General features: G+C 71.4%; 22 protein-coding genes. 11 read left to right on the top strand and 11 right to left on the bottom strand.

Annotation, left to right across the window (positions count from 1 at the left end):
• Positions 1-95: 95 nt before the first annotated feature.
• The 3 genes from ACWDSJ_RS11975 to ACWDSJ_RS11965 are packed head-to-tail and all read left to right on the top strand — an operon-like array spanning position 96 to position 2,610.
• Positions 96-803 (top strand): SDR family NAD(P)-dependent oxidoreductase, encoded by a 708-nt coding sequence (locus ACWDSJ_RS11975; protein ID WP_450031426.1) that lies wholly within the window; start codon positions 96-98, stop codon positions 801-803.
• A gap of 11 nt (positions 804-814) precedes the next feature.
• Entirely contained in the window at positions 815-1,792 is a 978-nt protein-coding gene (locus ACWDSJ_RS11970; RefSeq protein ID WP_450031424.1) for an alpha/beta hydrolase, read from the top strand.
• A complete protein-coding gene (locus ACWDSJ_RS11965) occupies positions 1,792-2,610 on the top strand; it encodes an NAD(P)-dependent oxidoreductase (protein WP_450031422.1) in 819 nt (272 codons plus the stop codon). Before ACWDSJ_RS11970 ends, ACWDSJ_RS11965 begins: the two co-directional genes overlap by 1 nt.
• Here ACWDSJ_RS11965 and ACWDSJ_RS11960 read toward each other — a convergent pair whose 3' ends face one another.
• On the bottom strand, positions 2,611-2,799 hold the full coding sequence (locus ACWDSJ_RS11960) for a ferredoxin (RefSeq protein ID WP_387360548.1): 189 nt from the start codon (positions 2,797-2,799) through the stop codon (positions 2,611-2,613).
• The gene (locus tag ACWDSJ_RS11955; RefSeq protein ID WP_450031420.1) at positions 2,796-4,094 is read right to left on the bottom strand and encodes a cytochrome P450; all 1,299 of its coding nucleotides are present in this window, start codon (positions 4,092-4,094) and stop codon (positions 2,796-2,798) included. Before ACWDSJ_RS11955 ends, ACWDSJ_RS11960 begins: the two co-directional genes overlap by 4 nt.
• Before the next feature lie 101 nt (positions 4,095-4,195).
• On the opposite strand from ACWDSJ_RS11955, the gene ACWDSJ_RS11950 reads away from it, so the two are divergent.
• Both ACWDSJ_RS11950 and ACWDSJ_RS11945 read left to right on the top strand, forming a co-directional pair.
• The gene (locus tag ACWDSJ_RS11950) at positions 4,196-5,332 is read left to right on the top strand and encodes an acyl-CoA dehydrogenase family protein (RefSeq protein ID WP_450031418.1); all 1,137 of its coding nucleotides are present in this window, start codon (positions 4,196-4,198) and stop codon (positions 5,330-5,332) included.
• 23 nt (positions 5,333-5,355) lie between these two features.
• On the top strand, positions 5,356-6,588 hold the full coding sequence (locus ACWDSJ_RS11945; RefSeq protein ID WP_450031416.1) for an acyl-CoA dehydrogenase family protein: 1,233 nt from the start codon (positions 5,356-5,358) through the stop codon (positions 6,586-6,588).
• Here the strand turns inward: ACWDSJ_RS11945 and ACWDSJ_RS11940 are convergent.
• From ACWDSJ_RS11940 to ACWDSJ_RS11925, 4 genes are all read right to left on the bottom strand, one after another.
• On the bottom strand, positions 6,563-7,243 hold the full coding sequence (locus ACWDSJ_RS11940) for a hypothetical protein (protein ID WP_387360541.1): 681 nt from the start codon (positions 7,241-7,243) through the stop codon (positions 6,563-6,565). The genes ACWDSJ_RS11945 and ACWDSJ_RS11940 overlap by 26 nt on opposite strands.
• Positions 7,244-7,366: 123 nt before the next feature.
• Positions 7,367-8,140 carry an enoyl-CoA hydratase/isomerase family protein gene (locus ACWDSJ_RS11935; protein ID WP_450031413.1) on the bottom strand — a complete coding sequence of 258 codons (774 nt, stop codon included), beginning with the start codon at positions 8,138-8,140 and terminating at the stop codon, positions 7,367-7,369.
• The gene (locus tag ACWDSJ_RS11930) at positions 8,140-9,393 is read right to left on the bottom strand and encodes an acetyl-CoA hydrolase/transferase family protein (protein WP_450031412.1); all 1,254 of its coding nucleotides are present in this window, start codon (positions 9,391-9,393) and stop codon (positions 8,140-8,142) included. The genes ACWDSJ_RS11935 and ACWDSJ_RS11930 overlap by 1 nt, the downstream gene beginning before the upstream one ends.
• A complete protein-coding gene (locus tag ACWDSJ_RS11925; protein ID WP_450031410.1) occupies positions 9,390-10,535 on the bottom strand; it encodes a CaiB/BaiF CoA transferase family protein in 1,146 nt (381 codons plus the stop codon). The genes ACWDSJ_RS11930 and ACWDSJ_RS11925 overlap by 4 nt, the downstream gene beginning before the upstream one ends.
• Positions 10,536-10,587: 52 nt before the next feature.
• Between ACWDSJ_RS11925 and ACWDSJ_RS11920 the strand changes: the two genes are divergently transcribed.
• The 5 genes from ACWDSJ_RS11920 (at position 10,588) to ACWDSJ_RS11900 (ending at position 16,796) form a co-directional block, all read left to right on the top strand.
• Positions 10,588-12,081, top strand: a complete 1,494-nt coding sequence (locus tag ACWDSJ_RS11920) for a class I adenylate-forming enzyme family protein (RefSeq protein ID WP_450031408.1) — start codon at positions 10,588-10,590, stop codon at positions 12,079-12,081.
• Between the two features lie 2 nt (positions 12,082-12,083).
• Entirely contained in the window at positions 12,084-12,851 is a 768-nt protein-coding gene (locus ACWDSJ_RS11915; RefSeq protein ID WP_450031406.1) for an SDR family NAD(P)-dependent oxidoreductase, read from the top strand.
• A 117-nt stretch (positions 12,852-12,968) separates the two neighbouring features.
• A complete protein-coding gene (gene acuI, locus ACWDSJ_RS11910) occupies positions 12,969-13,946 on the top strand; it encodes an acrylyl-CoA reductase (NADPH) (protein ID WP_450031404.1) in 978 nt (325 codons plus the stop codon).
• 13 nt (positions 13,947-13,959) lie between these two features.
• Complete coding sequence (locus ACWDSJ_RS11905) at positions 13,960-15,126, top strand: FAS1-like dehydratase domain-containing protein (RefSeq protein WP_450031403.1); 1,167 nt, start codon at positions 13,960-13,962, stop codon at positions 15,124-15,126.
• The gene (locus ACWDSJ_RS11900) at positions 15,123-16,796 is read left to right on the top strand and encodes a class I adenylate-forming enzyme family protein (RefSeq protein ID WP_450031401.1); all 1,674 of its coding nucleotides are present in this window, start codon (positions 15,123-15,125) and stop codon (positions 16,794-16,796) included. Before ACWDSJ_RS11905 ends, ACWDSJ_RS11900 begins: the two co-directional genes overlap by 4 nt.
• Here ACWDSJ_RS11900 and ACWDSJ_RS11895 read toward each other — a convergent pair.
• The 5 genes from ACWDSJ_RS11895 to ACWDSJ_RS11875 form a co-directional block, all read right to left on the bottom strand.
• Positions 16,747-17,793 (bottom strand): acyl-CoA dehydrogenase family protein, encoded by a 1,047-nt coding sequence (locus tag ACWDSJ_RS11895; protein WP_450031399.1) that lies wholly within the window; start codon positions 17,791-17,793, stop codon positions 16,747-16,749. The genes ACWDSJ_RS11900 and ACWDSJ_RS11895 overlap by 50 nt on opposite strands.
• Positions 17,794-17,877: 84 nt before the next feature.
• A complete protein-coding gene (locus tag ACWDSJ_RS11890; RefSeq protein WP_450031397.1) occupies positions 17,878-19,065 on the bottom strand; it encodes an acyl-CoA dehydrogenase family protein in 1,188 nt (395 codons plus the stop codon).
• Entirely contained in the window at positions 19,062-19,844 is a 783-nt protein-coding gene (locus ACWDSJ_RS11885) for an enoyl-CoA hydratase/isomerase family protein (RefSeq protein ID WP_450031395.1), read from the bottom strand. Before ACWDSJ_RS11885 ends, ACWDSJ_RS11890 begins: the two co-directional genes overlap by 4 nt.
• Positions 19,845-20,057: 213 nt before the next feature.
• Positions 20,058-21,011 carry an acyl-CoA dehydrogenase family protein gene (locus ACWDSJ_RS11880; protein WP_450031393.1) on the bottom strand — a complete coding sequence of 318 codons (954 nt, stop codon included), beginning with the start codon at positions 21,009-21,011 and terminating at the stop codon, positions 20,058-20,060.
• Positions 21,012-21,057: 46 nt separating this feature from the next.
• Complete coding sequence (locus tag ACWDSJ_RS11875) at positions 21,058-22,224, bottom strand: acyl-CoA dehydrogenase family protein (RefSeq protein ID WP_450031391.1); 1,167 nt, start codon at positions 22,222-22,224, stop codon at positions 21,058-21,060.
• 96 nt (positions 22,225-22,320) lie between these two features.
• Here ACWDSJ_RS11875 and ACWDSJ_RS11870 point away from each other — a divergent pair, with 96 nt between their 5' ends.
• A complete protein-coding gene (locus ACWDSJ_RS11870; protein ID WP_450031389.1) occupies positions 22,321-23,142 on the top strand; it encodes a FadR/GntR family transcriptional regulator in 822 nt (273 codons plus the stop codon).
• Positions 23,143-23,291 lie beyond the last annotated feature (149 nt).

Below are 23,291 nucleotides of genomic sequence, written 5' to 3'. Positions count from 1 at the left end.
GCCTATCCTGGAAACAACGTTCTCACTTCAGGAGAATGATACATTCATAGGCGCGAGACGAGAGCGACATTCGTTGCTGGAGAGGAGAGCCGGTCGTGAAGACGGCTGTGGTCACCGGCGGTGCCTCGGGCATCGGCCTGGGCATCGCGCAACGCCTGCGCGGCGACGGATTCCACGTCGCCGTCCTGGATCTGAATCCGGACGAGGACGACGATCTCGCCTATCGGGCCGACGTCACGAAACCGGACGAGATCGCCGCGGCGCTGCACGCCGTGCGCGCCAAGCTCGGACCGGTCACGGTCCTGGTCAACGCCGCCGGGCTGGAGGGTTTCAAACGCTTCCAGAGCATCGCGTTCGCCGACTGGCAGCGCGTGCTCGACGTGAATCTCAACGGCACCTTCCACTGCATCCAGGCGGTGCTGCCGGACATGCTGGACGCCGGGTGGGGGCGGATCGTGAACATCTCGTCCTCCAGCGCGCATTCGGGTCAGCCGTTCATGAGCCACTACGTCGCGGCGAAGTCGGCGATCAACGGCCTCACCAAGGCGCTGGCCCTCGAACTCGGGCCGTCGGGCATCACGGTCAACGCGGTGCCGCCCGGGTTCATCGACACCCCCATGCTGCGCAAGTCCGAACAGGCCCGCCTGCTCGGCGGCAGCGTCGAGGACCACATCAAGCGCACCCCGGTCCGCCGCATCGGCACCCCACAGGACATCGCGGCCACGTGCGCGTTCCTCATCTCCGAGGAGGCCGGGTACATCACCGGGCAGATCATCGGCGTCAACGGCGGCCGCAACACCTGAGACGAGAACCTGTGACGCTCACCGAATCCGAGCTGTCCGGGCTCGACGACGCCGGGCCGGCGCCCGTGGTCGCCGACGTGGACGGCATCCCGGTCTCCGGACTGCTGGCCGAATCCCCCACGCCCCGTGCGGTTCTGGTGGCCCTGCACGGCGGCTCGACCCGCTCGGTGTACTTCGACTGCCCGGGCCACCCCGAACTGTCGCTGCTGCGGCTGGGCCGGCGCCTGGGCTACACCGTGCTCGCGCTCGACCGCCCCGGCTACGGCCGCTCGACCCCGTACTCCGAGCGGCTGACCACCGCCGCCGACCGGGTGGACCTGATGTTCGGGGCCGTGGCCGCGCACCTGGGCCCGCGCCCGCGCGGGGCGGGGGTGTTCCTGGTCGCGCATTCCGCGGGATGCGAACTGGCGCTGCGCATGTCGGTCGACGAGCGCGGCACGGACCTGCTCGGCCTCGAGATCGGCGGCACCGGGCTGCGGCATCCTCCGCACGCCCAGCAGACGCTGTGGGGCTCCGGCGACCGCCCGTCGCGGCGGCCGCCCGGCCTGGCCGAACTGCTGTGGCGACCCGAGCGGCTCTACCCCGCCGATGTGGTCTACGGCGCGTCCATCGCCGCCGAGGGCACCCGGCTCGAGGCGGGCAGCGTCCTCGATTGGGCCGACCGGGAATTCCCGCGCCTGGCACGCGAGGTGCGCGTCCCGGTGCGGTTCAGCCTCGGCGAATTCGAGCGTGTGTGGCGCAATGGATCCGCCGATCTGGCCGAGGTGGGCGCGCTGTTCGAGGCCGCGCCCCGGGTGGTGCTGAATCTGCAACCCAACAGCGGGCACAACCTCAGCGTCGGGCACACCGCCGCGGCCTACCACCTGAAGCTGCTCTCCTTCGCCGAGGAGTGCCTCGTCCACCACGAGAACGGCGAATTCTCCGGACCCGCAACACAATTCGACGGCCACGGACAGCCGCGGCCGGATCAGACCGAGGAGGTGGGCTGATGCGCGTCGGATTCATCGGCCTGGGCAGTCAGGGCGGCCCCATGGCACGCCGCATCGCCGAGGCCGGATACCGCACCACGCTGTGGGCGCGGCGGGCGGCCACGCTGGAACCGTTCGCCGACACCGGCGCGGCCACCGCCGACTCCCCCGCCGCGCTCGCGGCCGCGAGCGATCTGGTGTGCCTGTGCGTGGTCGGTGACGCGGACGTGCGCGAGGTCGCGCTCGGGGAGGCCGGGGTACTGGCCGGGCTCGCGCCGGGGTCGGTGCTCGCCGTGCACAGCACCGTCCATCCCGACACCTGCCGCGAACTCGCCGAAATCGCCGCCGCGCAAGGGGTTTCGGTGATCGACGCGCCGGTGTCCGGCGGTGGTCCCGCCGCGTCGGCGGGCCGGTTGCTGGTGATGGCGGGCGGCCCGGCCGATGTCGTGGAGCGCTGCCGCCCGGTCTTCGCCACCTACGGCGATCCGATCGTGCATCTCGGCGACATCGGTTCGGGTCAGGCCACCAAACTGCTCAACAATCTGCTGTTCACCGCGAATATCGCCACGGCCGTGAGCACCTTGGCGCTGGGCAAGGAATTGGGCATCGATCCCGATCGGCTCGGCGAGGTCATCTCGCACGGCACGGCGAACAGTTTCGCGCTGGGCCGGGTGGTGGCGGGCGGCGGGACCGTGGACCGGCTGGCCGCGCACGCGGGGGATCTGCTGCGCAAGGACGTCGGGTTGATCGCGGAACTGGCCGGGGCCGCGGGGGTCGCGCCCGGCATCGTGCTCGACGCCGCGGACGCGACCCTGGCCGTCATGAACCGGCCGCGCTGATCACTCGGTCTCGATCGCGTGCTCGGGGCAGGCGGCGACCGCCTCGGTCACCGCCCCCTCGAGTTCGGTTGGCACGTCCGGGTTCTCGACCTCGGTGTAGCCCCACTCGGTGAGGGTGAAGACCTGCGGGCAGATCGAGACGCAGACGCCGAAGCCGCGGCACCGATCGGAGTCGACGGTCACCTTCATCGGGTCTCCTCCTTCACGTCGAATTCCAGATGCAGCGACGTCAGGCCGCGCAGGATGAATGTCGGCAGATACCGGAACCGGCGGGCGTCGGCGGGTCCGTGCACCGACTCGTCCACGCGGATGTCGGTGGTGCGATCGAGCAGCCGCTCGATCGCCACCCGCGCCTCGGTGCGGGCCAGCGGCGCACCCGGACAGGTGTGCACGCCGCGCCCGAAGGCCAAGTGCGAGCGGGCATTCGAGCGCGCGGGATCGAACGTGGCGGGTGCGTCGAACCGGCGCGGATCACGGTTGGCGGCGGCGTTGACCACCATGAGGATCGAGCCCTGATCGACGGGGACGCCACCGACCTCGGTCGCGGTCTTGGCGAGCCGGAAATCGCCCTTGACCGGACTCTCCATCCGCAACGACTCCTCGATGAAGTTCTGGATGCGGCTGTGGTCCGCGCGCAGATAGCGTTGAATCTCCGGATTCTCGGCCAGCGTCTTGAGCGCGGAGCTGACCAGGCGCACGGTCGTCTCCTGTCCGGCGGAGAACAGGTTCGCCGCCACCCGCACCACATCGATGACCTCCGGCGTCGACCCGTCCGGGAACGTCGCGGCCGCCATGCTGGTGAGCACGTCCGCCCGCGGCTGTCGGCGACGGTCCTCGATGTAGGCCGAGAACCGCTCGTAGAGGAATTCGATCGGGTTGTGCCCCATGGAATCCCCGCCCGTGCTGCCCACGTTCACGCCCTCGCGGCTCGGATCGCGTTGCAGCGTGTGCAGGAACTCCTCCTGATCCTCGGCGGGCACGCCCAGCAGATCGGCGATCACGTAGAGGGTGAACGGTCCGGCGAAGTCGCGGATGCAGTCGCCGCGCCCGCGCGCGAGATATCCGTCGAGCATGCGGTCGGCGATCGACCACATGGCGTCCTCGTTCTCCTTCAACCGCTTCGGCGTGATCAACCGCATGAGCAGCGCCCGGTGCCGGGTGTGCGTCGGCGGGTCCATGGTCGGCAGCTGATCGCTCATCGGCAGCGAGTCACGATGCTCGGCGATCAGCTCGTCCACATTGTCGGCGTCGGCCAGCGGCACCGGGAAACCCGGGAACGGACCGGTCACGGAGATACAGGACGAGAACCGCTCCACATCGTTGTAGACCTCGAGCGCCTCGTCGTACCCGGTCACCATCGTCACGTCGTGGTGCTTCTCCCGGACGACCGGGCACCGCGCGCGCAGGGACTCGAAGTACGGGTACGGGTCGGTGACCAGTTCCTGCCCGAGGAAGAAGTCCAGATCCTGGAAGTTGTTCACCACTCGACGGTCCCTTCCGACTCCCGCGATTGAGAATATCACTCTCATCTGTGAGTATGAGATTTCCACACCGGCAGCCGCGCGTCAACCGAAGGCAGGCGTCCATGACCTCCCATCACACCGCCGACCAGCGGTTGTTCCAGTCCACCGCCCGCGACTTCCTCGCCGACACCACGCCGATCCCCGAGGTCCGCCGTCTCGGCGAGGCCGGGCTGGGCTTCGAGCGGGACTGGTGGCGGCGCGCCGCCGATCTCGGCTGGACGGCCATGCTGGTACCGGAAAGTCTCGGCGGCGGGTCGATCTCGGGGCGGCCGGTGACCGAGCTGGCGACGGTGGCCGAGGAACTGGGCCGCGCGTGCGCGCCGGGACCGTTCGTCACCGTGAACGCCGTGCTGGCCGGATTGGCCGGTGCCGCAGCGGGTTTCGAGGACTCGATCGGCGCGATCCTGACCGGGGAGAGCGTGGCGAGCTGGGCGGTCTACGAACCCGGCCACGGCTTCACGCCGCTCACCGACGCCCGCCCGCGCACCCGGCTCGAGCGCGACGGCGACGGCTATCGGCTGACCGGGGTCAAGGATCGGGTCGAGGCGGCCGATCAGGCCGATCTGTTCCTCGTCACCGCTGACAGCGCCGAGGGCCCGGTGCAGGTCCTCGTCCCGGCCGGGGCGGTGGGGGTGACGGTGACGCCCGCGTGGACGCTGGATCTGGTGCGCCGCACCGCGCGGATCTCCTTCACCGATGTGGCTGTGGGCGAGGCGAATATCGTGCACCGGGGCGACGCCGCCGCGGCCGCGGTGCGGGCGCAGGCGCGGATCGCGGCGGCGCTCACCGCGGCGGAACTGGTGGGCGCCGTGGATCGGGCGCTCGAGGCGACCCTGGGATGGCTGTTCGACCGCTACACCTTCGGCCGCCCCCTGGCCTCCTACCAGGCCCTCAAACATCGCATGGCCGACAACAAGACCTGGCTCGAGGCGTGCCGCGCCACCGCGGGCGCGGGCGCGGCGGCCTGCGACCGCGATCCCGTCGCGGCGGCCGAGGCGGTCAGCGTCGCGAAATCCTATGTGGGCGCGAAGGGTCCGGTCATCGCCCAGGACTGCGTGCAGCTGCACGGCGGCATCGGGGTCACCTGGGAGCACGATCTGCACCTGTTCCTGCGCCGGATCACCCTGGGCCGCGCGCTGTACGGCACGCCCGAGGAGCACCGCCGCCACGTCACCGATCTGCTCGACCGGGCCGCCTAGCCCGAAAACCGTTGGGAGACACCGTGAGCACCGACCTCGAATCCGTCGACGCCTTCCGCGCCCGCGCCCGCGCCTGGCTGCGCGACCACCTGCCGCCCGCGCCGCCGCCGGACGCCAAGGACGACTACAGCGAACAGGCGTGGCTGCGCGCGCGGCAGACGCAGCGGCTGCTGTTCGACGGCGGGTTCGCGGGCATCTGCTTCCCGCGCGAGTACGGCGGGCTCGGCCTGACCCCGGCGCATCAGCAGGCGTTCACCGAGGAATCGCTGCCCTACGAGATGCCGCTGCTGCTGAACGTGCCGAGCCTGGCCATCTGCGCGGCCGCGCTGCTCGAACTGGGCACCGAGGAGCAGAAGCGCACCCATCTGCCCGCGACCCTGTCGGGGGACACCGTGCTGGTGCAGTTCCTGTCCGAACCGCGCGGCGGCTCGGATCTCGCGGGCCTGACCACCCGCGCCGACCGCGACGGGGAACGCTGGATCCTCAACGGCTCCAAGATCTGGAGCTCGGGCGCCTACGCCGCCGATTACGGGCTGTGCCTGGCCCGCACGAACTGGGACGTGCCGAAACATCGGGGGCTCACCATGTTCCTGGTGCCGGTGCACGCGCCCGGGGTCACCGTGCGGCGCATCAAACAGGTCACCGGATCGACGGAGTTCTGCCAGGAGTTCTTCGACGATGTCGCGCTCGGCGAGGACGCCGTGCTCGGCCGCGTCGACGATGGCTGGGACGCGGCGTCGAAACTGTTGCAGCACGAGCGGGCCGCGCTCGGCGGCACCTCGCCCTACACCAGCGGCGCACGCCCGCATCTCGGCGGCGACGCCACCCGGCTGCTGAACCTCGCCCGCGCGACCGGGCAGTGGCAGGATCCCCGCGTGCGCGAGGACGTGGGCGAGGCGCGCGCGATGAACGTGGTGCGCGACCAGTTGATCGCGCACGTGACCCGCGCCATCGCCGACGGTTCGCTGCCGCCGTCCGCGGGCGCGATCGCGCGGCTGTTCACGGCCGAGAACGCTTGGCTGCAAACGGATATGGCGGTGCGCATCGCGGGCGCGGCCGCCGCCACCCACGGGCCGGGCGACGCCGCCGACACCGAGCGGATCGGCACCGACTACCTGTTCCGGGCGGCGTGGAGCCTGGCCGGGGGCAGCACCGAGATGGCGCGCAATGTGATCAGCGAACGCGTGCTCGGCATGCCGCGCGAATTCGCCGCGGATCGGGACGTCCCGTTCAACGAGGTCCGACGCGGGCGGTGAACGAGAGCACCTTCGCGTCCTCGCCCGAGCACTCCCCCATCGGGCACGGCACCGCGTCGCAGCCCGACAGTGAGGCGCCGCGCGCGGGCCAGGCGGTGGTGCGGAAGGTCTCCACCGCGGCGGCGGGGACGGCGGGCAGATCGGCGGCCGCGCACGCGCGGGCCTTGAAAGCCCTTGCCGCCGCGCTCATTCGATGCTGCACCGCGGCCATCCGGCGATCGAGTTCGTCCGGGCACACCTCGCCCCACAGCAGCACATCGGATCGGCCGCTGTCGAGGGTGTCCAGGATGATGGGCAGCACCCGCGGATCGGCGTGGAACAGCTCGGTGTCGAGCGCGAAGACCTGCGGCCACGGCTCGTCCAACGGCCAGCCGTCGTCCAGGGTCACCGCCAGGCAGCTGTCGAGGTCGAGCACGTCCGCGCCGAGGATCTGCAACGGGCGGATGTCGCCGCGTTCGGCGACCACGACCGTGACCTCCCACCCGGCCAGCGCCCGGTCGAACAGCCAGCCGCCCGCGCACCGCACGACCGTGGCCGGACTCAGGGCCGAGACCACCAGCCGATACCTCAGATCGTGCAGCCGGGCGCGCGCGAACGACGCCGCGATCGAATTCTCCGGTCCGGCACCGTCTCCCGCCATATCGAACTCGGTCACGGGAATCTCCTTGCGGAAACCGAACTCATGCCCGGTTTTCGTGTGCTGTGACATAGTTAACACGCCGGATCCCGACAGGTCAACAGTGGAAGTAACCGTTGAACCGTCGACGGCCGGCCTCCCTCAGCGCTCCCGCCAGCGCGGGATTCGCTTCTGCGCGAAGGCTTTCGGGCCCTCCTGCGCGTCCTCGGACAGGTAGCACGCCTCCGCCGCGTGCCGGGCGGCGCGCAGCGCGGCCGAGCGGCCCATCTCCGTGGCCAGCAGGACCGTGTCGCGGGCCGCGCGCACCGACAGCGGCGCCCCGGCCAGGATCTCCCCCGCCAGCGCGAGCGCGGCATCGAGCAGGGCCTCGGGTTCGGCGAGCCGGTTGACCAGGCCGATCTCGTAGGCGCGGCGGGCGTCGATGGGTTTGCCGGTCAACAGGATCTCCATCATGATCCGCTGCGGGATCATGTGGATCAGCGGTGCGGCCCACGGCGAGGCGCGGCCCACCTTCACCTCGGTGACGGCGAAGCGGGCGGTGGTCGCCGCGACGCACAGATCGCACGCCTGCGCGATCATCCAGCCGCCCGCGTAGGCGAGGCCGTTGACCGCGGCGATGGTCGGCTTGCTCAGTTCGACGGTGTCGTAGGGCACCGGGAACATCTCGCGCGGCGGCACGGCCATGCCGGTGTCGACCATCTCCTTCAGATCCCCGCCCGCGCAGAACGCCGTCCCGGTGCCGGTGAGGATCGCCACCCGCGAGGCGGGATCGCGCTCGAAGCGGTCCCACGCGGCGAACAGGCCCGCGCGCACCTCCTTCGACAGGCAGTTGCGGGTGTCGGGCCGATTCAGGGTGATGATCGCGATGCCGTCGTCGCGGGCGTCGAACAGCACGGCGTCGCCGGGGTCGGTCATCAGAATCCTCTCCGCCGGATCTCGTGCGCGGCCCGGTCCAGCTCGGCCCGGAAATCGGGATGCGCGATCGCGATCAGACGACGCGCGCGTTCGGCGAGGGTGCGGCCCTTCAGCTCGGCCGCGCCGAATTCGGTGACGATGACGTCGACCTCGCTGCGCGCGGTGGTCACCGGCCCCGACAAGGCCGCGGTAATGCGACTCACCGTGCCGCCCTTGGCCGTCGCGGGCAACGCGATGATCGCGTGACCGCCGGGTGAGCGGGCCCCCGCGCGCACGAAGTCGACCTGCCCGCCGGTGCCGCCGAGGTAGGCCGGGCCGCTCTGCTCGGCATTGACCTGCCCGGTGAGGTCGACCTCGAGCGCGGAGTTGATCGTGACCAGCCGGTCGAGCCGGGCGAGCACGCCCGCGTCGTGGGTGTAGCCGGTCGGGCACATGCGCAGCAGCGGATTGCGGTCGGCGAAGGCGTACAGGCGTTCGGTGCCGATGAGCGCGCCGGTGACGGTCACGCCGCGATCGATCCCCTTGCGCGCGTTGGTGACCACGCCCGCCTCGATGAGATCGACCAGGCCGTCGCCGACCATGCCGGAGTGCACGCCGAGATCGACGCGGTCGCGCAACAGCCGCAGAATCGCCTCGGGCACCGCGCCGACGCCGATCTGCACGACGGAACCGTTGCCGATGTAGTCGGCGGCGTGCGCGGCGATGGCGGCGTCGACCGGTCCGATCGAGGCCGCGCCGACCCGCACGGGCGGTCTGGAAACCTCTACGGCGCAGTCGATTTCGTCGGCGGACACGGTCTCGCCGAAGGTGTGCGGCACCTGGTCGTTGATCTCGGCCACGACCGTGCGGGCGCTCGACACCGCCGCGCGCACGTGATCGGCGACCAGGCCGCAGCTGTGCCGTCCCGCGCCGTCGGCCGGGCCGAGTTGCACCATGGCCACGTCGCAGCCGATCACCCCGGCCTCGACCAGCGGGCCTACCTGGCTCACATGACACGGAATCACCTGGAGGGCATGCTCTTTCGTGAGCGCGCGCAACGCGCCGATCGCGCCCATGCTCGTCACCGCGAAGGCGTCGGCCGTCGCGGCGGTGAACAGCCCGGAGAAGCTGGTGGCGATGAACACCGACAGGTTCCCGATCCGCGGCCCCTGGTCGATCAGCGCCTCGATCAGGGTGGTCGGCTCACCGCACGCCTGCCCCACGACGATCCGGTCCCCCGGGCGCAGCACCTCGGTCAGATCGAGGGCCGTCACGCACGGTCCCCGAACTCGCGCACGATGTCGTCGGTGTCCGCGCCGAGGCGGGGCGCGGGTCCGGCGATGCGGCCGGGCGTGCGGGAGAACCAGGTCGGCGGGCCGGGCATCCGCATCGTGCCGTACGGGGCCTCGACGGACTCGAAAAAGCCCGTCGCCGTAAGGTGTTCGTTGTCGAACAGGTCGTCCAGCGACCGCACGGGCGCGGCCGGGACGCCCAGCGAGCGCAGCAGTTCCAGCCATTCGGCGGTGGTGCGTTCCCGGAACGTCTCGCTCAGCAGCGCGTAGACGGTGTCGACGCGGGCGGCGCGCTGGGCCAGGGTGGCGAATTCCGGTCCCGCCCAGGGCGGTTGGACGGCCTGGACGAAGGCGTTCCACTGTTTGTCGTTGTAGACCAGCGCGGCGAGATGACCGTCCTTGGTGCGGTACGGCTTTCGGTGCGCGCTCAGCGCGCGCGGATAGCCCGCGGCCGCCAGCGGCGGATCGAACAGGGCCCCGTTGGCGTGTTCGACGAGCATGAACGAGGCCATGGTCTCGAACATCGGGACCTCCACCTCCTGCCCCTCGCCGGTGCGTTCGCGGTGGTACAGCGCCATGACCGTGGCGTAGACCGCGGTCAGGCCCGCGATCTTGTCGGCGACGATGCTGCCCACATAGCCGGGCTCCCCGGTCAGCCGCTCCTGGACGAAGGGCAGTCCGCACTCGGCCTGGATGGTGTCGTCGTAGGCGGTGCGGTCGGCGTCGGGGCCGCGGCGGCCGTAGCCGTAGCAGTTGGTGTAGACGATAGCGGGATTGAGCGCGCGCACCCGCTCGTAGCCGAATCCCAAGCGCGCCACCGCGTTCGCGCGCATGGAGTGGATGAACACATCCGCCGCGGCGACCATCCGCCGCAGCACCGCGGCGTCGGCGTCGACGCGCAGATCGAGCACGACGCTGCGCTTGCCGCGGTTGACGTTCGCGAAGACGCCGCCCATTCCCGGCTCGGGTCCGACCGAGATGCGGCGGGTGTCGTCCCCCGCGGGCGGCTCGATCTTGATGACGTCCGCGCCCATGTCGGCGAGGATCTGCGTGCAGTACGGACCCATGACCATCGCCGTCAGATCCACGACCCGTACCCCGGCCAAGGGACCCGAATGTCGCATGGCGAGAGCCTATCTGATGAATCTTTGTAAGGATAGTGCTATCAAAGAGGGCGTGGACGCTCACACCATCGCCGGAGTGCTCGGCGCGGCCGACCCGAACGCCGTCGCGCTCGAGGCCGCCTCCGGCGCGTGGACCTACGCCGAACTCGACGCCCACGCCGATCGCGCCGCCGGGGCCCTGTGGGCGCTCGGGGTGCGGCCCGGCGATCGTGTGGCCGCCTGTCTGCCCAACGATCTCGATATCGTCGCGGCCTTCCACGGCACCCAGCGCATCGGGGCGGTGTGGGCCGGGATCGGTGAGGCGCTCACCGCCGCCGAACAGCGCGACCTGCACGATCTGTGCGATCCGGCGGTGGTGCTGGCCGGACCGCGCTGCCTGCTGGACACCCCGGCCCGGATCGACCCGGACCACTGGACGGCGCTGCTCGCCCGCGCCGAGCGGGCCCCGGCGGTGGACCAGGATCCCGACGCCCCGGCCGGAATCGCCTTCACCAGCGGCACTTCCGGCCGCCCGAAGGCCGTCGTGCACAGTCAGCGCAATCTGCTGCTGCCGGGCGCGGTGCTGGTCGCCACCCGCGGCTGGGGTCCGGAGCTGCGCAAGGGCGACAGCTTCCCGCTCACCATCCTGAATCTCATGGTGCTGTCCACGCTGCTCACCGCCCAGGCGGGCGGCCGCGCGGTGATCATGGACCGCCGCGACGCGGACGGTGTCGCGGACTGGATCGGCGAGCATCGGGTCACCGTGTGGAACGGCGCGCCCGCGCAACTCTACGATCTGGCCCGCCGCCCGAACGCGGATCTGCGCTCGCTGCACGAGGTCTGGAGCGGCGGCGGCGACACCCCCGACCCGGTGCGGCGCGCCTTCGCGACCGCGCACGGGCTCGTCCCCCGGGTCACCTACGGCCTGACCGAGGCCCCGACCGTGGTGTCCATCGATCCGGTGAACGGCGACTGGCGGTCCGGGACGAGCGGGCGGGTTCTGCCGCAGTACGACGTGGCCGCCTACGACGACGCCGGAAACCGTTTGCCGCCAGGGGAATCGGGGGAACTGCGCCTGGCCGCGAGCACCACGGGACCGTGGGCCGGACGCTGGCGACCCCTGCTGGGCTACCGGGAGCCGGACGGGATCCGTCCGCCCGAGCCGGGACCGCTGGCCACCGGCGATATCGGCACGGTCGACGCCGAAGGGTGGCTGTCGGTGCTCGATCGCAAGAAGATGGTCATCATCCGCGGCGGGGCCAATGTGTATCCCCTGGAGGTCGAGCGGGTCATCGCGACCCATCCGGACGTCACCAAGGTGGCGGTGTGCGCGGTCCCGGACGAACGCCTCGGGCAGCGGGTCGCGGCCGTCATCGAAACCGATTCGCCCACCGTGGATCTCGCCTCGCTCACCGCGCTGTGCCGCCGGGAACTGGCGGGGTACAAGGTGCCCGAGATCTGGTCGCGGGTGGACGCCCTGCCGGTCAACGCCATGGGCAAGGTCGAGCGCACCCGCCTCGCCGACCTGGCCACCGGACCGGGCGCCCGGGCGCTGACGGAGGATTGACCGTGTCCGCCAACCCCTTACCGCTGTTCGACCTCCGCGATCGGGTCGCCCTCGTGACCGGCGCGTCGTCGGGCCTGGGCGCGGAGGTCGCGCGCACCCTCGCCGGGCTGGGCGCGCGGGTGGCGGTCGTCGCGCGGCGCGCCGACCGGCTGAATGAACTCGCCACCGAGATCGCGGGCCTCGCCGTGCCCGCCGACCTGGGCGACCCCGCCGCGCTCGACGCGGTCGTCCCCGCCGTCGCCGACGGGCTCGGGCCGCCGGAGATCCTGATCAACGCCGCGGGCAACCGCTTCACCACCGACCGCGCCGAGGACGAGACCCTCGCCGACATCCAGCGGACCCTCGACCTCAATCTCATTGCGCCGCTGCGGCTTTCCCAGGCCGTGTTCTCGCACATGCGCGCGCTCGGCCGCGGCTCGATCGTGCACGTCTCCTCCATCAGCGGCCGGGTCGGCGTCCCCGGCATCCCGCAGGCGTCCTACGCGGCCAGCAAGGCGGGCCTGTCCGGGCTCACCACCGAACTCGCCGTGCAGTGGGCGCGGCACGCCATCCGGGTGAACACCGTCGCCCCCGGCTTCTTCCGCAGCGAGATCACCGACAGCCTCTACGCCGACGACCGCGGGGCCGCCTACCTGCACCGCAACATTCCCCTGCCCATCGAGGGCACGGCCGCCGACATCGTCGGCGCGATCGCCTGGCTCGCGGGCGACGCCGCCCGCTACGTCACCGGTCAGACCATCGTCGTGGACGGGGGCTGGACCGCCCGCTGAGCGCGGTTGACACCGCCCGGCACTACTGGAAACATCCATTCCGCATTCAGAGAATAGTATTCTCCTAGAGTGCGGCGTCGGCCCGCCGCTCGGGCCGGGGAAGGAATTCGCTGGCGTATGTTCTCGGCAATCCTCATCGAGCAGGGCGACGCGGGGCCACGGGTCGCGAGCGTGGAGGAGTCCGCGCTCCCCGACGGCACCGTGAGCGTCGACGTGGAGTACTCCACCCTGAATTACAAAGACGCCCTGGCCATTACGGGCAAGGGGCGGATCGTCCGCTCCTACCCCATGATCCCCGGCATCGATCTCGCCGGGGTCGTCACCGCGAGCACGCACTCGGGGTGGTCGCCGGGCGACGCGGTGATCCTCAACGGCTGGGGCGTGGGCGAATCCCATTGGGGCGGACTGGCCCAGAAGGCCCGGCTGAACGGGGACTGGCTGGTGCCGCGCCCGGCGGCGTTCACCGCGCGGCAGGCGATGGCCCTGGGCACCGCGGGCTACACCGCGAGCCTGTGCGTGGACGCGCTGCTGCGCCACGGCATCTCGCCCGACCAGGGCGAGATCCTGGTCACCGGTGCCACCGGCGGGGTCGGCAGCGTGGCGATCGCGCTGCTGGCCAAGGCCGGTTTCACGGTCGCTGCGGCGACCGGCAAGGCCGCCGAGTCCGCGTATCTGAAGGGGCTGGGCGCGACCACGATCATCGACCGGGCCGACCTCGGCGCGGCGGGCAAGCCGTTGCAGAAGGAACGCTGGGCCGGGGTGATCGACACCCTGGGCAGCCACACCCTGGTCAACGCCGCCGCCCAGACCCGCTACGGCGGCGCGGTCGCCGCGTGCGGGCTGGCGCAGGGCATGGACCTGCCGGGCACGGTCGCGCCGCTGATCCTGCGCGGGGTGGCGCTGCTGGGCGTGGACAGCGTGCAGGCCCCGATCGCGCGGCGGCTGGACGCGTGGGCGCGGCTGGCCCGCGATCTGGACGCCGACGCGATCGAGGCCATCGCACAGGACATTTCGCTGGGCGAGGCGATCGCCGCGGCGGACCGGCTCGTCGAGGGTACGGTGCGCGGCCGCCTCGTCGTCGACGTGAACGCGTGAAAGGGGTTGCGGCATGACCGAACTCGATCTCTCCGACGTCGACCACCGGGTCGGTAAACCGGTCGGCGGCGGGCAACTGTGGGATCCGTGCTCCTCCTCCGACATCCGGCGCTGGGCGATGGCGATGGACTACGCCAATCCGCTGCACTGGGACGAGGAGTTCGCGCGCGGGACGCGGTTCGGCGGGCTGGTGGCGCCGCAGTCGATCGCGGTGGCGCTGGACTACGGGCACGGCGCGCAGCCCGCGTGCGTGGGCCGGATCCCGGACAGCCATCTGATCTTCGGCGGCGAGGAGTGGTGGTTCTACGGAGTCCCGATCCGCCCCGGCGACAAGCTGTTCCAGACCCGGCGCTTCCACGACTACAAGATCGTGCAGTCCAAGTTCGCCGGGCCCACCATGCTCTCGCGCGGGGACACCGTGCACACCAATCAGCACGGCGCGCTGGTGGCGAAGGAACGGTCGACGGCGATCCGCTACCTCGCCGAGGAGGCCCGCAGGCGCGGCATGTACAACGACCGCTACGGCACGGCGAAGGTGTGGACCGCGCCGGAGCTGGTGGAGGTCGAGCGGCTGCGGCACGAGTGGATCCTGTCCAACCGGGCGGGCGTGTCGCCGCGGTTCGACGAGGTGAAGGTGGGAGATCGGTTGCCGCGCAGGGTGATCGGGCCGCACAGCATCGCCAGTTTCACCACCGAGTACCGCGCGTTCCTGTTCAATATCTGGGGCACCTTCCACTGGACCGCCCCGCCGGGCGTCGAGGATCCGTGGATCAATCAGGATCCGGGCTGGACCGACGGATTCGCCTTCGACGAGGAGGGCGCGCGCATCGATCCGCGCAAACGCGACGGGCTGTACGTGGGGCCCTCGCGCGGGCACATCGACGGCGACAAGGCCGACGCGGTGGGCATGGCCCGCGCCTACGGGTACGGGGCCACCATGGGGGCGTGGTGCACCGACTATCTCGCCTATTGGGCGGGTCACGACGGGCTGGTGCGGCACACCAAGGCCGACTTCCGGCTGCCCGCCTTCGAGGGCGACGTCACCTACTTCGACGCCGAGATCGTCGGCAAGGACCCGGAATCCGCGTGGGGCGTGCCCCTGGTCCGGGTCGAGCTGACGCTCACCAATCAGGACGGCGGGACGCTGGTGAACTGCGCGGCCGAGATCGAACTGCCATGAGCGCCCCGGCCGTCGTCACGGGCCCGCCGCTGGCCGAGGAACCCGGCCTCGGGCCGCTGACCCTGCCCGGCTTCCTGCGCGAGGTGACCTCCCGCTACGGCGAGCGGGAGGCGCTGGTGTTCCGCGACGGCGAGACCGTCACGCGGTGGAGTTACGCCGAGCTGTGGGACCGGGCGGTCGCGGTGGCGCGGGCGTTGCGGGCGCGCGGGATCGGGAAGGACGGCCGCGTCGGGGTGCTGATGACCAATCGGCCCGAATGGCTGGCGGCGGTGTTCGGGACGAGTCTGGCCGGGGGCGTGGCGGTCACGCTGAGCACGTTCTCCACGGCGAGCGAACTGGATCATCTGCTGCGCGTGTCCGGGGTGTCGGTGCTGTTGGTCGAGCTGTCGGTGGCGCGGAAGGATTTCGCGGCCGTGCTGACCGAACTGGAACCGGCGCTCGGGGAGCCGTCCCTGGGCGCGTTGCGGTCGGTGAGATACCCGTTCCTGCGGCACGTTTCGACGGTGGGCGCGGCGACGGGCGCGATCGAGGAGTGGGCGGAGTTCCTGGACCGGGGCCGGGCGGTTCCCGTGGAGTTGATCGAGGCGACGGCGGCGTCGGTGACGCCCGCGGACGCGGCGGTCGTGTTCTTCTCCTCGGGCAGCACCAGCAAGCCCAAGGGCATTCGCAGCGCGCATCGCGGGGTGGCGGTGCAGATGTGGCGGTTCCGGCGCATGTACGGGTTCGGGCCGGAGGATCGGGTGCGCTGCTGGACGGCCAACGGGTTCTTCTGGTCGGGGAACTTCGGGATGGCGCTGGGCGCGACGCTCGCGGCCGGGGGTTCGCTGGTGCTGCAATCGACCTTCGACGCCGCGGAGGCGTTGCGGCTCATGGCGATCGAGCGGGTGAACTTCCCCGTCGCCTGGCCGCATCAGTGGGCTCAGCTGGAGGCGGCGCCCACCTGGGCGGAGACCGATCTCGGCAGTTTGAGATTCGTCGACGTCTCGCTCCCGGCGGCCCGGCATCCGGCGGTGTCGACCGACTACACCGAGCCGGGCCACGCGTACGGCAGCACCGAAACGTTCACCATCACAACATGTTTCCCGGCGAACACCCCCGCCGAGGAGATCGCGGGCAGCAGCGGACGGCCGCTGCCCGGGGTGACCGTGGAGATCGTGGACCCGCTCGACGGCCGGGTGCTCGCCCGCGGCGAGAGCGGCGAGATCTGCCTCAAGGGCCCCACGCTCATGCTCGGCTATCTGGGCACGCCGCTGGACGAGACGCTCGACGCGGAGGGCTTCTTCCATACCGGGGACGCCGGTCACATCGATGACGCCGGACGGCTGTACTGGGAGGGCAGGCTCACCGACATCATCAAGACCGGCGGGGCGAATGTGTCCCCGCTCGAGATCGACGAGGCGCTGCTCGCGCATCCGGCGGTGAAAGTCGTTCGCACCGTGGGCGTTCCGCACGACACGCTCGGGGAGGTGGTGGTGGCGTGCGTCATCGCCCGGCCGGGCGCGACCGTCGGCGAGGACGAGCTGCGGACCTTCCTGCGCGAGCGGCTGGCCAGCTACAAGGTGCCGCGGCACGTGTTGTTCTTCGCCGAGGACGACTTCGAGCTGACCGGCAGCGCCAAGATCAAGACATCGGATCTTCGGGAGCTGGCGGCGCGGCGGCTGCGGGGGTGAACCGGTCGGCGTATCGCGCGGCCAGCCGCTTGCGATGGTCGGCGGGCGCGCCGAACAACGCGCGGTTGAGGGTGGCGCGCTTGAGGTAGCGGTGCAGGCCGCTCTCCCAGGTGTAGCCGATACCGCCGTGCAGTTGCACGGCCTTACCGGCGACGCGGACCGCGGCGGCGGTGCTGAAGGATTTCGCCATGGCCGCGGCCGCGCCCGGGTCGGTGTCCGCGCGGACGGCGGCGGTCACCAGCTGGTGGGCGATCGTGAGGTCCACGAGCATGTCGGCGCAGGCGTGTTGCACCGCTTGGAAGGATCCGATGGGGCGGCCGAACTGATCGCGGACCTTGACGTAGTCGACGGTCGCGGCGAGCATGGCCTCGGCGATCCCGAGGCTGTCGCAGGCGACGGCGATACCGGCGCGATCGGCCAAGTGCTCCAACGCGTTTCGCGGGTCCGTGAAGCGCAGGATCGCCTCGGCCGACATCCGCTCGACGGACACCGCGCCCACCACCCTCGTCTCGTCGACCAGCGGCCGCGCCCGCACAGTCACTCCCGGGGCGTCGGGTGACACGATCGCCAGGGCCGTGGTCCGATCCGCGTCGACCACCGGAACGAGCAGGCTCGTGGCCGCCGTCGCGTCCAGCACCCACTCCGTGTCCTCGTGCGGCGCCGGATTCGGTGTGGAGCCGTCGAGGACGAGGATCGGCCGGGCCTCGCCCGCCGCCGTGGCGCTGAGCAGACGGTCGCGGGTCGGGCTCGGCTCGAGCAGGCCCAGCGCGGCGACGCCGAGGGCGACGCTCGGATACGGGGTGGGCGCGGCCGCGCGGCCGATCTCGGTGAGCAGCACCGCGGTTTCCGCGAAAGTGGCTCCGGCGCCGCCGAATTCGTCGGGGATCTCCAGGCCGGGCCAGCCCGCTCGGGTGAGCGCGGTCCAGTCCGGGGTGCGGGTGAGCAGCTTTCGGGCCGCCGCGCGCAGGTCGTCGTGGAGGTCGGTGAGGTCGGTCATCGCTTGTCCCCCCATGAATCCCCCTGCGCCTCGGGCGGATTCATCCCTTGTCCCCGCATCATTCCTCCTGTGCCTCGGCCGAATTCAACGCTTGTCCCCCCGCGGTAGGCCGAGGCCGCGCTCGGCGATGATGGTGCGCTGGATCTCGCTGGTGCCGCCGGGGATGGTCCACTCCCAGGAGCCGATGAAGTCGAGGACCCAGGCGCCGGACTCCCAGCCGCCGGACAGGGGTTTGCGCAGGGTGGTGTGGGCGGCCACGCCGCCGATCTCGGCCCCGAAATCGGTGACGCGCTGGAGCAGTTCGCTGTAGTAGAGCTTCACGATCGAGGCGTCGGCGGGACCGGCGGTGCCCGCCGCGTGCCGTTCGACCAGATCGCGGGCGAGGGCGCGCAGGCCGGTGATCTCGGTTTCCAGTTCGGCCAGGCGGTCGGCGACCACCGGATCGTCGAGGGGGCGGCCGTGCGGGCCGGGGGTGGCGCACTGACGGACGAGCCAGCGGAAGCCCGCGTTGCCGAGGCGTTCGGCCAATTCCAGCATGGTGAGGCCGCGTTCGGCGCTCAAGGTGCGCTGGGCGACCCGCCAGCCGGTGTGTTCCGCGCCGACGAGATTCGCGGCGGGGACGCGGACCTGGTCGAGAAAGATCTCGCAGAAGTGCCGTTCGTCGGTCGCCTGGCGGATGGGCCGCACGTCGATGCCCGGGGACCTCATGTCCAGCAGGAAATACGAAATGCCTTGGCGCGCGGGCGCGTTCGGGTCGGTCCGGGCCAAGAGCAGGCACCAGTCGGCGTACTGCGCGCCGCTGGCCCACACCTTCTGCCCGGTGACCACGAAGGCGTCGCCGTCGCGGCGCGCGGTCGTCCGCAGGGCCGCCAGATCGGAGCCCGCGCTCGGTTCGGAGAAGCCCTGCGCCCAGATCTCGCCGTCCAGGATCGCGGGCAGGTGTCGCCGCCGTTGTTCGGCGCTGCCCGCCTCGAGCAGGGTCGCGGCCGCGTGGTGAATCGCGACGAAGGACAGCACCTGCCGAGGCGCGTCGTGCGCGGCCAGTTCCTGATAGAGCACGATCTGCCGGGGCACCGGCATCCCGCCGCCGTACGCCGCGGGCCAGTGCGGCACCGCGAATCCGCCCGCGCGCAGCCGCTGGAACCAGTCCTGTTGGAAGGCGACGAATTCCGCGTCGGTGGCCCCGGTCTGCGCGGCGCGCCAATCCGGCGGGACATTGTCCCGGCACCAATCCCGTACCGCCGCACGGAATTCGGTGATCTCGGCGGTCATCGGGATTCGGCCCGACGACGCAGGGCCAGCAGGCGTTCGCGGTGTTCGGGGGTCTGCATGGAGACGATCTCGGCCGCGAACCCCGCTTGCAGCGGACCGGCGAGGGCCTGCGAAAGATACATGTTCACAACCCGTTTCGTGGCCCGCAACGCCTCCGGGGGCTGCGCCGCGAGCCGCGTCGCCAAGGCGCGCGCCTCGTCGAGCAGGCGGTCCGACGGAACCACCCGGGAGGCCAATCCCAATTCCACCGCGGTCCCCGCATCGATGCGATCCCCGGTGAACAGGAACTCCCGCGACCGCAGAATCGGCGTCAGCAACGGCCAGAACGCCGCGCCCCCGTCCCCCGCCACCAACCCCACCGCCACATGCGGATCGGCCAGATACCCCCGCTCCGAGATCAGCACCACATCGCACAACACCGCCAGGCTCGCCCCCAACCCCACCGCCGCCCCGTCCACCGCCGCGATCACCGGCAACGGAAACCGCAGCATCTCCTCGATGATCTCCGCCCCCTCCCGCACACTCTCGTCCCGGGCCGCCGGATCGTCGAGAAACGAGGTGATCCACTCGAGATCACCACCCGCACTGAACGCCCGCCCCGCACCGGTCAGAACAACCACCCGCGCCTCCCGATCGGCCGCCACCTGCCGCCACACCACCGCCAGCGCCCGATGCAACGCCCGATTCACCGCATTCGCCTCCCCCGGCCGATTGATCACCACCACCCGCACCGGCCCCTCGACCTCCACGGTCAACTCCGCCGGCAAGTCGTACCGCATGCTCCCCATCCCTTCACGCACTCCGATTCCACAGGCCCCCAACCCTTCCCGCTCCCCGCCCCTCCTGGTTCCCTCGGCAGCCATCCCGTCACCCTCCCGGCCCTTCTGGTTCCCTCGGCGGCACATCCCGTCCGCTCCCCGGCCCTCCTGGTTCCCCGGCGGCGCATCCCGTCCGCTCCCCGCCCCTCCTGGCTCCCTCGGCGGCACATCCCGTCACGCTCCCGGCGGTTCGGAGAACAGGCCCGTGAGGCCGCGGCGGCCGATTCGGCGGGACAGGAGGTCCTCGGTGGCGGACTGGGGGTAGGGGAGGCGGCGTAGGGGGAGGCTGTAGCGGGAGAGCCAGGACAGGAAGGACTCGTCGCAGAAGCCGAGGGCGCCGTGGAGTTGGTGGGCGACGCGGAAGACGAGGTCGGCCGCCTCGAGGGCGGCCAGCCGGAGGGCCAGGGCGTCGTCGACGGCGGACCGGTCCCCGGCCGCGAGGCTCCACAGGGCGTAGCGGGCCAGCATTTCCACGCCGCGTCGCTCGACCTCGGCGTCGGTCAATTGGAAACGGACGGACTGGAATTCGGCCAACGGCCGCCCGAACTGCTCCCGGACCAGCACGTGCCCCCGCGCCAGATCCAGCGCCCGATCCAACATCCCGAGCAACGTCCAGCACGGCAGGACCAGGGCGAGGGCCACATACCGATCGGCGTCGGGCAAGGAAACCCCGGCGGGCCGCACCTCCAACGGCGTCACGAACGCCGACTCCCGCGGCGGCGAATCGGTCTGCGGCACAACGACTTCCCCGAGCACACCGTCGATAGTCACCGCCACCCACCGCGACGACAGCCCCGCCACGGCCGCGACCGAATCCCGCTCGGCCACCAGCACCAGCCCGTCCACCCCGAGCCCGTCCGGCCGCGCCAACCGCTCCGCCACCGGATACGGAACCGCCCGATACCCCACCGCCCGACACAGCGCCGCCGCCGCCTCGAGCTCCCCGGCATCCCGCAAGGGCCCCAGCTCCCACGCCCCGACACCCGCGAGCACCGGCTCGATCACCGACTCCCGGTGGGCGAGCCCCCCTTCGGCCCGCCGCACCAACTCGTCCCCGCCCGCCGCTCGCAACGCCCCCGCCGCCGCCCGCCCGTATTCGACCGCCTCATCGCTCAATTCGACCCGCATACCGCCCCTCCCATCGACATCGCCCGCATGCGGCGGCCCGGCGCCCTCATGCGGCGGCCCGTGGATTGGGTGGGGGCAGCAAGGTCCGCGATAGGAGGGTTTGCTGGATCTCGATGCTGCCGGAGGCTACGGTGGCTGCGTTGGCGTAGCGCCAGTGGTCGGCGACGGCGGCGCGGAAACGGTTGCGGGCGGGGGTGTTCGGGGGGATCGAGTGTGCGATTTCGGTGAGGACCGCGGCGCTCTCCTGGTCCAGCCGGGTGACCGCGATGCGGTAGGCCGCCGCGTCGGCGGGGGTGACTCGGCCCGCGTCCTGGAGGGACACCACCTGATAGGCGAGGAGCCGGGCGCGACGGCAGTGCACCAGCGCTCGGGTCCAGCGCGCTCGCAGCGCGGGCGGCAGCTCGTCCCAGACCTCGTCGGCCGCGCCGGGAGCGTCGTGCAGCAGGCGCTCGCATCGGGCGTACCGCGCGATGCCCACGCGCTCGAAGGCCAGCACCTCCTGTACGACAGCCCATCCGCCGCCCACCTCGCCGAGCACATCGGCCTCGGTCGCGCGCACCCCGTCGAGGAACACCTCGTTGAGATGATGCGGCCCCAACATGGCCCGGATCGGCCGGACCTCGATCGCCGGATCGGACATGGGCAGCAGGAACACCGTGAGCCCTTGCTGTTTTCGCGCCTCCCGCGAGGTGCGGGCCAGCAGGAAACACCACTGCGCCATGGTCGCGTAGGAGGTCCAGATCTTCTGCCCCGAGATGCGCCAGCCGTCGCCGTCGCGCCGCGCGGAGGTGCGCAGCGACGCCAGATCCGACCCCGCGTCGGGCTCGCTGAACCCCTGACACCAGATCACCTCGCCCCGCGCGATCGGCGGCAGATGCTTGCGCCGCTGCTCGGCCGTGCCGTGCCGCATGATCGTCGGCCCCACCCAGTTGACGCCCATGTACTGCGCGCCGCGCGGCTCGTGCCGCGCCCACATCTCCTCGCGCACCACCGTCTGCTCCCACACCGACGCCCCGCGCCCGCCGAACTCCTCCGGCCAGGCCGCGCACAGCAGCCCGCGCTCCGACAGCACCCCGCAGAACCGTTGTGCCAGTGCGAGATCCGCGGGATCGTCGGTGAAGGCGCCGAGGAAATCGGCCGGAACCTCGGCGGCGATCAACCGCCGCAGCTCCCCCCGAAGCGTCGCGGCGGCCTCCCCCATCGTGAAGTCCATGCGCCGCAGGCTACTTCAATCCTCTAAAGGATAGCAATATTTGAGGGCTAATCCGCTGGTGAACTAGACTCCGACCATGATCGGGAGGCGACACGCGTGAGCACACCCCCTCGCCGCGGGCGGAACGCGCCCCGCGTGCCGCAGCGCCGCATCGCCGAAACCGTTGCCGCCGAACTGCGTGCGCGCATCCTCGCCGGGGACGACGACTATCGCCTGCCCACCCAGGACCAGCTGGTCCAAGACTTCGGCGTCAGCTATCCGTCCATCCGCGAGGCGCTGCGCATCCTGGAGACCGAGGGCCTGGTGACGGTGCGGCGCGGCAATGTCGGCGGCGCGGAGGTGCATCGCCCCGACGAGTCCTCCGCGGCCTATCACCTGGGCCTGGCCCTCCAGGGCGCGCGCGTCACGCTCGGCGATCTGGCCGCGGGTCTGCGCATGCTGGAACCGTTGTGCGCGTCGGCGTGCGCCGAACGCCCCGACCGGGCCGACACCGTCGTCCCCGCGCTCACCGCCAGCGTCGAGGCGTCGGCGGCGCTGGTCGGCGACGGCGTCGCCTTCACCCACACCGCGCGCGAATTCCACGATCTGATCGTGTCTTTCACCCCCAACCTGACCATCCGCTACGTGGTGAGCACGCTGGTCACCCTGTGGTCGGCGCAGGAGCAGGCGTGGGCCGAGGCCCGGACCGAACAGGGCGAGTACCCCTCCGAGGCCGAGGCCGCCGCGGCGGTCCGCACCCATCGGCGCATCGTGCGCGAGATCGAGGCGGGCCGCGCCGCCGAGGCCGAGCGCCTCTACCGCACCCACCTCACCGCCACCCAGGCCCTGGTGCTGGAACGATTCGACGACGGCGTCGTCGGTGCCTCCCCCACCCTGGCCCGCGCCCAGTTCCGCGCGGTCCCGCGGACCCGCATCTGATCCCGCTGACATGCGGTAACCTTCTTCTCGAACTTGCGAATACGCGTGCCGACAAGGCTTGGATAGATTTCCACTGCCGGTGCGGCCGCGCGTCTGCAAAACCGCTGTAATGCGTTGCGCACCAACCTATTCGGGCGCATCGAAGATGC

This window comes from Nocardia sp. NPDC003482 (assembly GCF_053588115.1).
The sequence above is the reverse complement of the archived record's forward strand: the minus strand, read 5'-3'. Positions and strand labels throughout refer to the sequence as shown.

Coding starts and splice junctions, on each gene's coding strand:
- ACWDSJ_RS11885 (WP_450031395.1), bottom strand. CDS start 19,844: ATGCGGTACGACTTGCCGGCGGAGTTGACCGTGGAGGTCGAGGGGCCG.
- ACWDSJ_RS11880 (WP_450031393.1), bottom strand. CDS start 21,011: ATGCGGGTCGAATTGAGCGATGAGGCGGTCGAATACGGGCGGGCGGCG.
- ACWDSJ_RS11965 (WP_450031422.1), top strand. CDS start 1,792: ATGCGCGTCGGATTCATCGGCCTGGGCAGTCAGGGCGGCCCCATGGCA.
- ACWDSJ_RS11935 (WP_450031413.1), bottom strand. CDS start 8,140: ATGACCGACCCCGGCGACGCCGTGCTGTTCGACGCCCGCGACGACGGC.
- ACWDSJ_RS11925 (WP_450031410.1), bottom strand. CDS start 10,535: ATGCGACATTCGGGTCCCTTGGCCGGGGTACGGGTCGTGGATCTGACG.
- ACWDSJ_RS11875 (WP_450031391.1), bottom strand. CDS start 22,224: ATGGACTTCACGATGGGGGAGGCCGCCGCGACGCTTCGGGGGGAGCTG.
- ACWDSJ_RS11905 (WP_450031403.1), top strand. CDS start 13,960: ATGACCGAACTCGATCTCTCCGACGTCGACCACCGGGTCGGTAAACCG.
- ACWDSJ_RS11900 (WP_450031401.1), top strand. CDS start 15,123: ATGAGCGCCCCGGCCGTCGTCACGGGCCCGCCGCTGGCCGAGGAACCC.
- ACWDSJ_RS11890 (WP_450031397.1), bottom strand. CDS start 19,065: ATGACCGCCGAGATCACCGAATTCCGTGCGGCGGTACGGGATTGGTGC.
- ACWDSJ_RS11950 (WP_450031418.1), top strand. CDS start 4,196: ATGACCTCCCATCACACCGCCGACCAGCGGTTGTTCCAGTCCACCGCC.
- ACWDSJ_RS11895 (WP_450031399.1), bottom strand. CDS start 17,793: ATGACCGACCTCACCGACCTCCACGACGACCTGCGCGCGGCGGCCCGA.
- acuI (WP_450031404.1), top strand. CDS start 12,969: ATGTTCTCGGCAATCCTCATCGAGCAGGGCGACGCGGGGCCACGGGTC.
- ACWDSJ_RS11960 (WP_387360548.1), bottom strand. CDS start 2,799: ATGAAGGTGACCGTCGACTCCGATCGGTGCCGCGGCTTCGGCGTCTGC.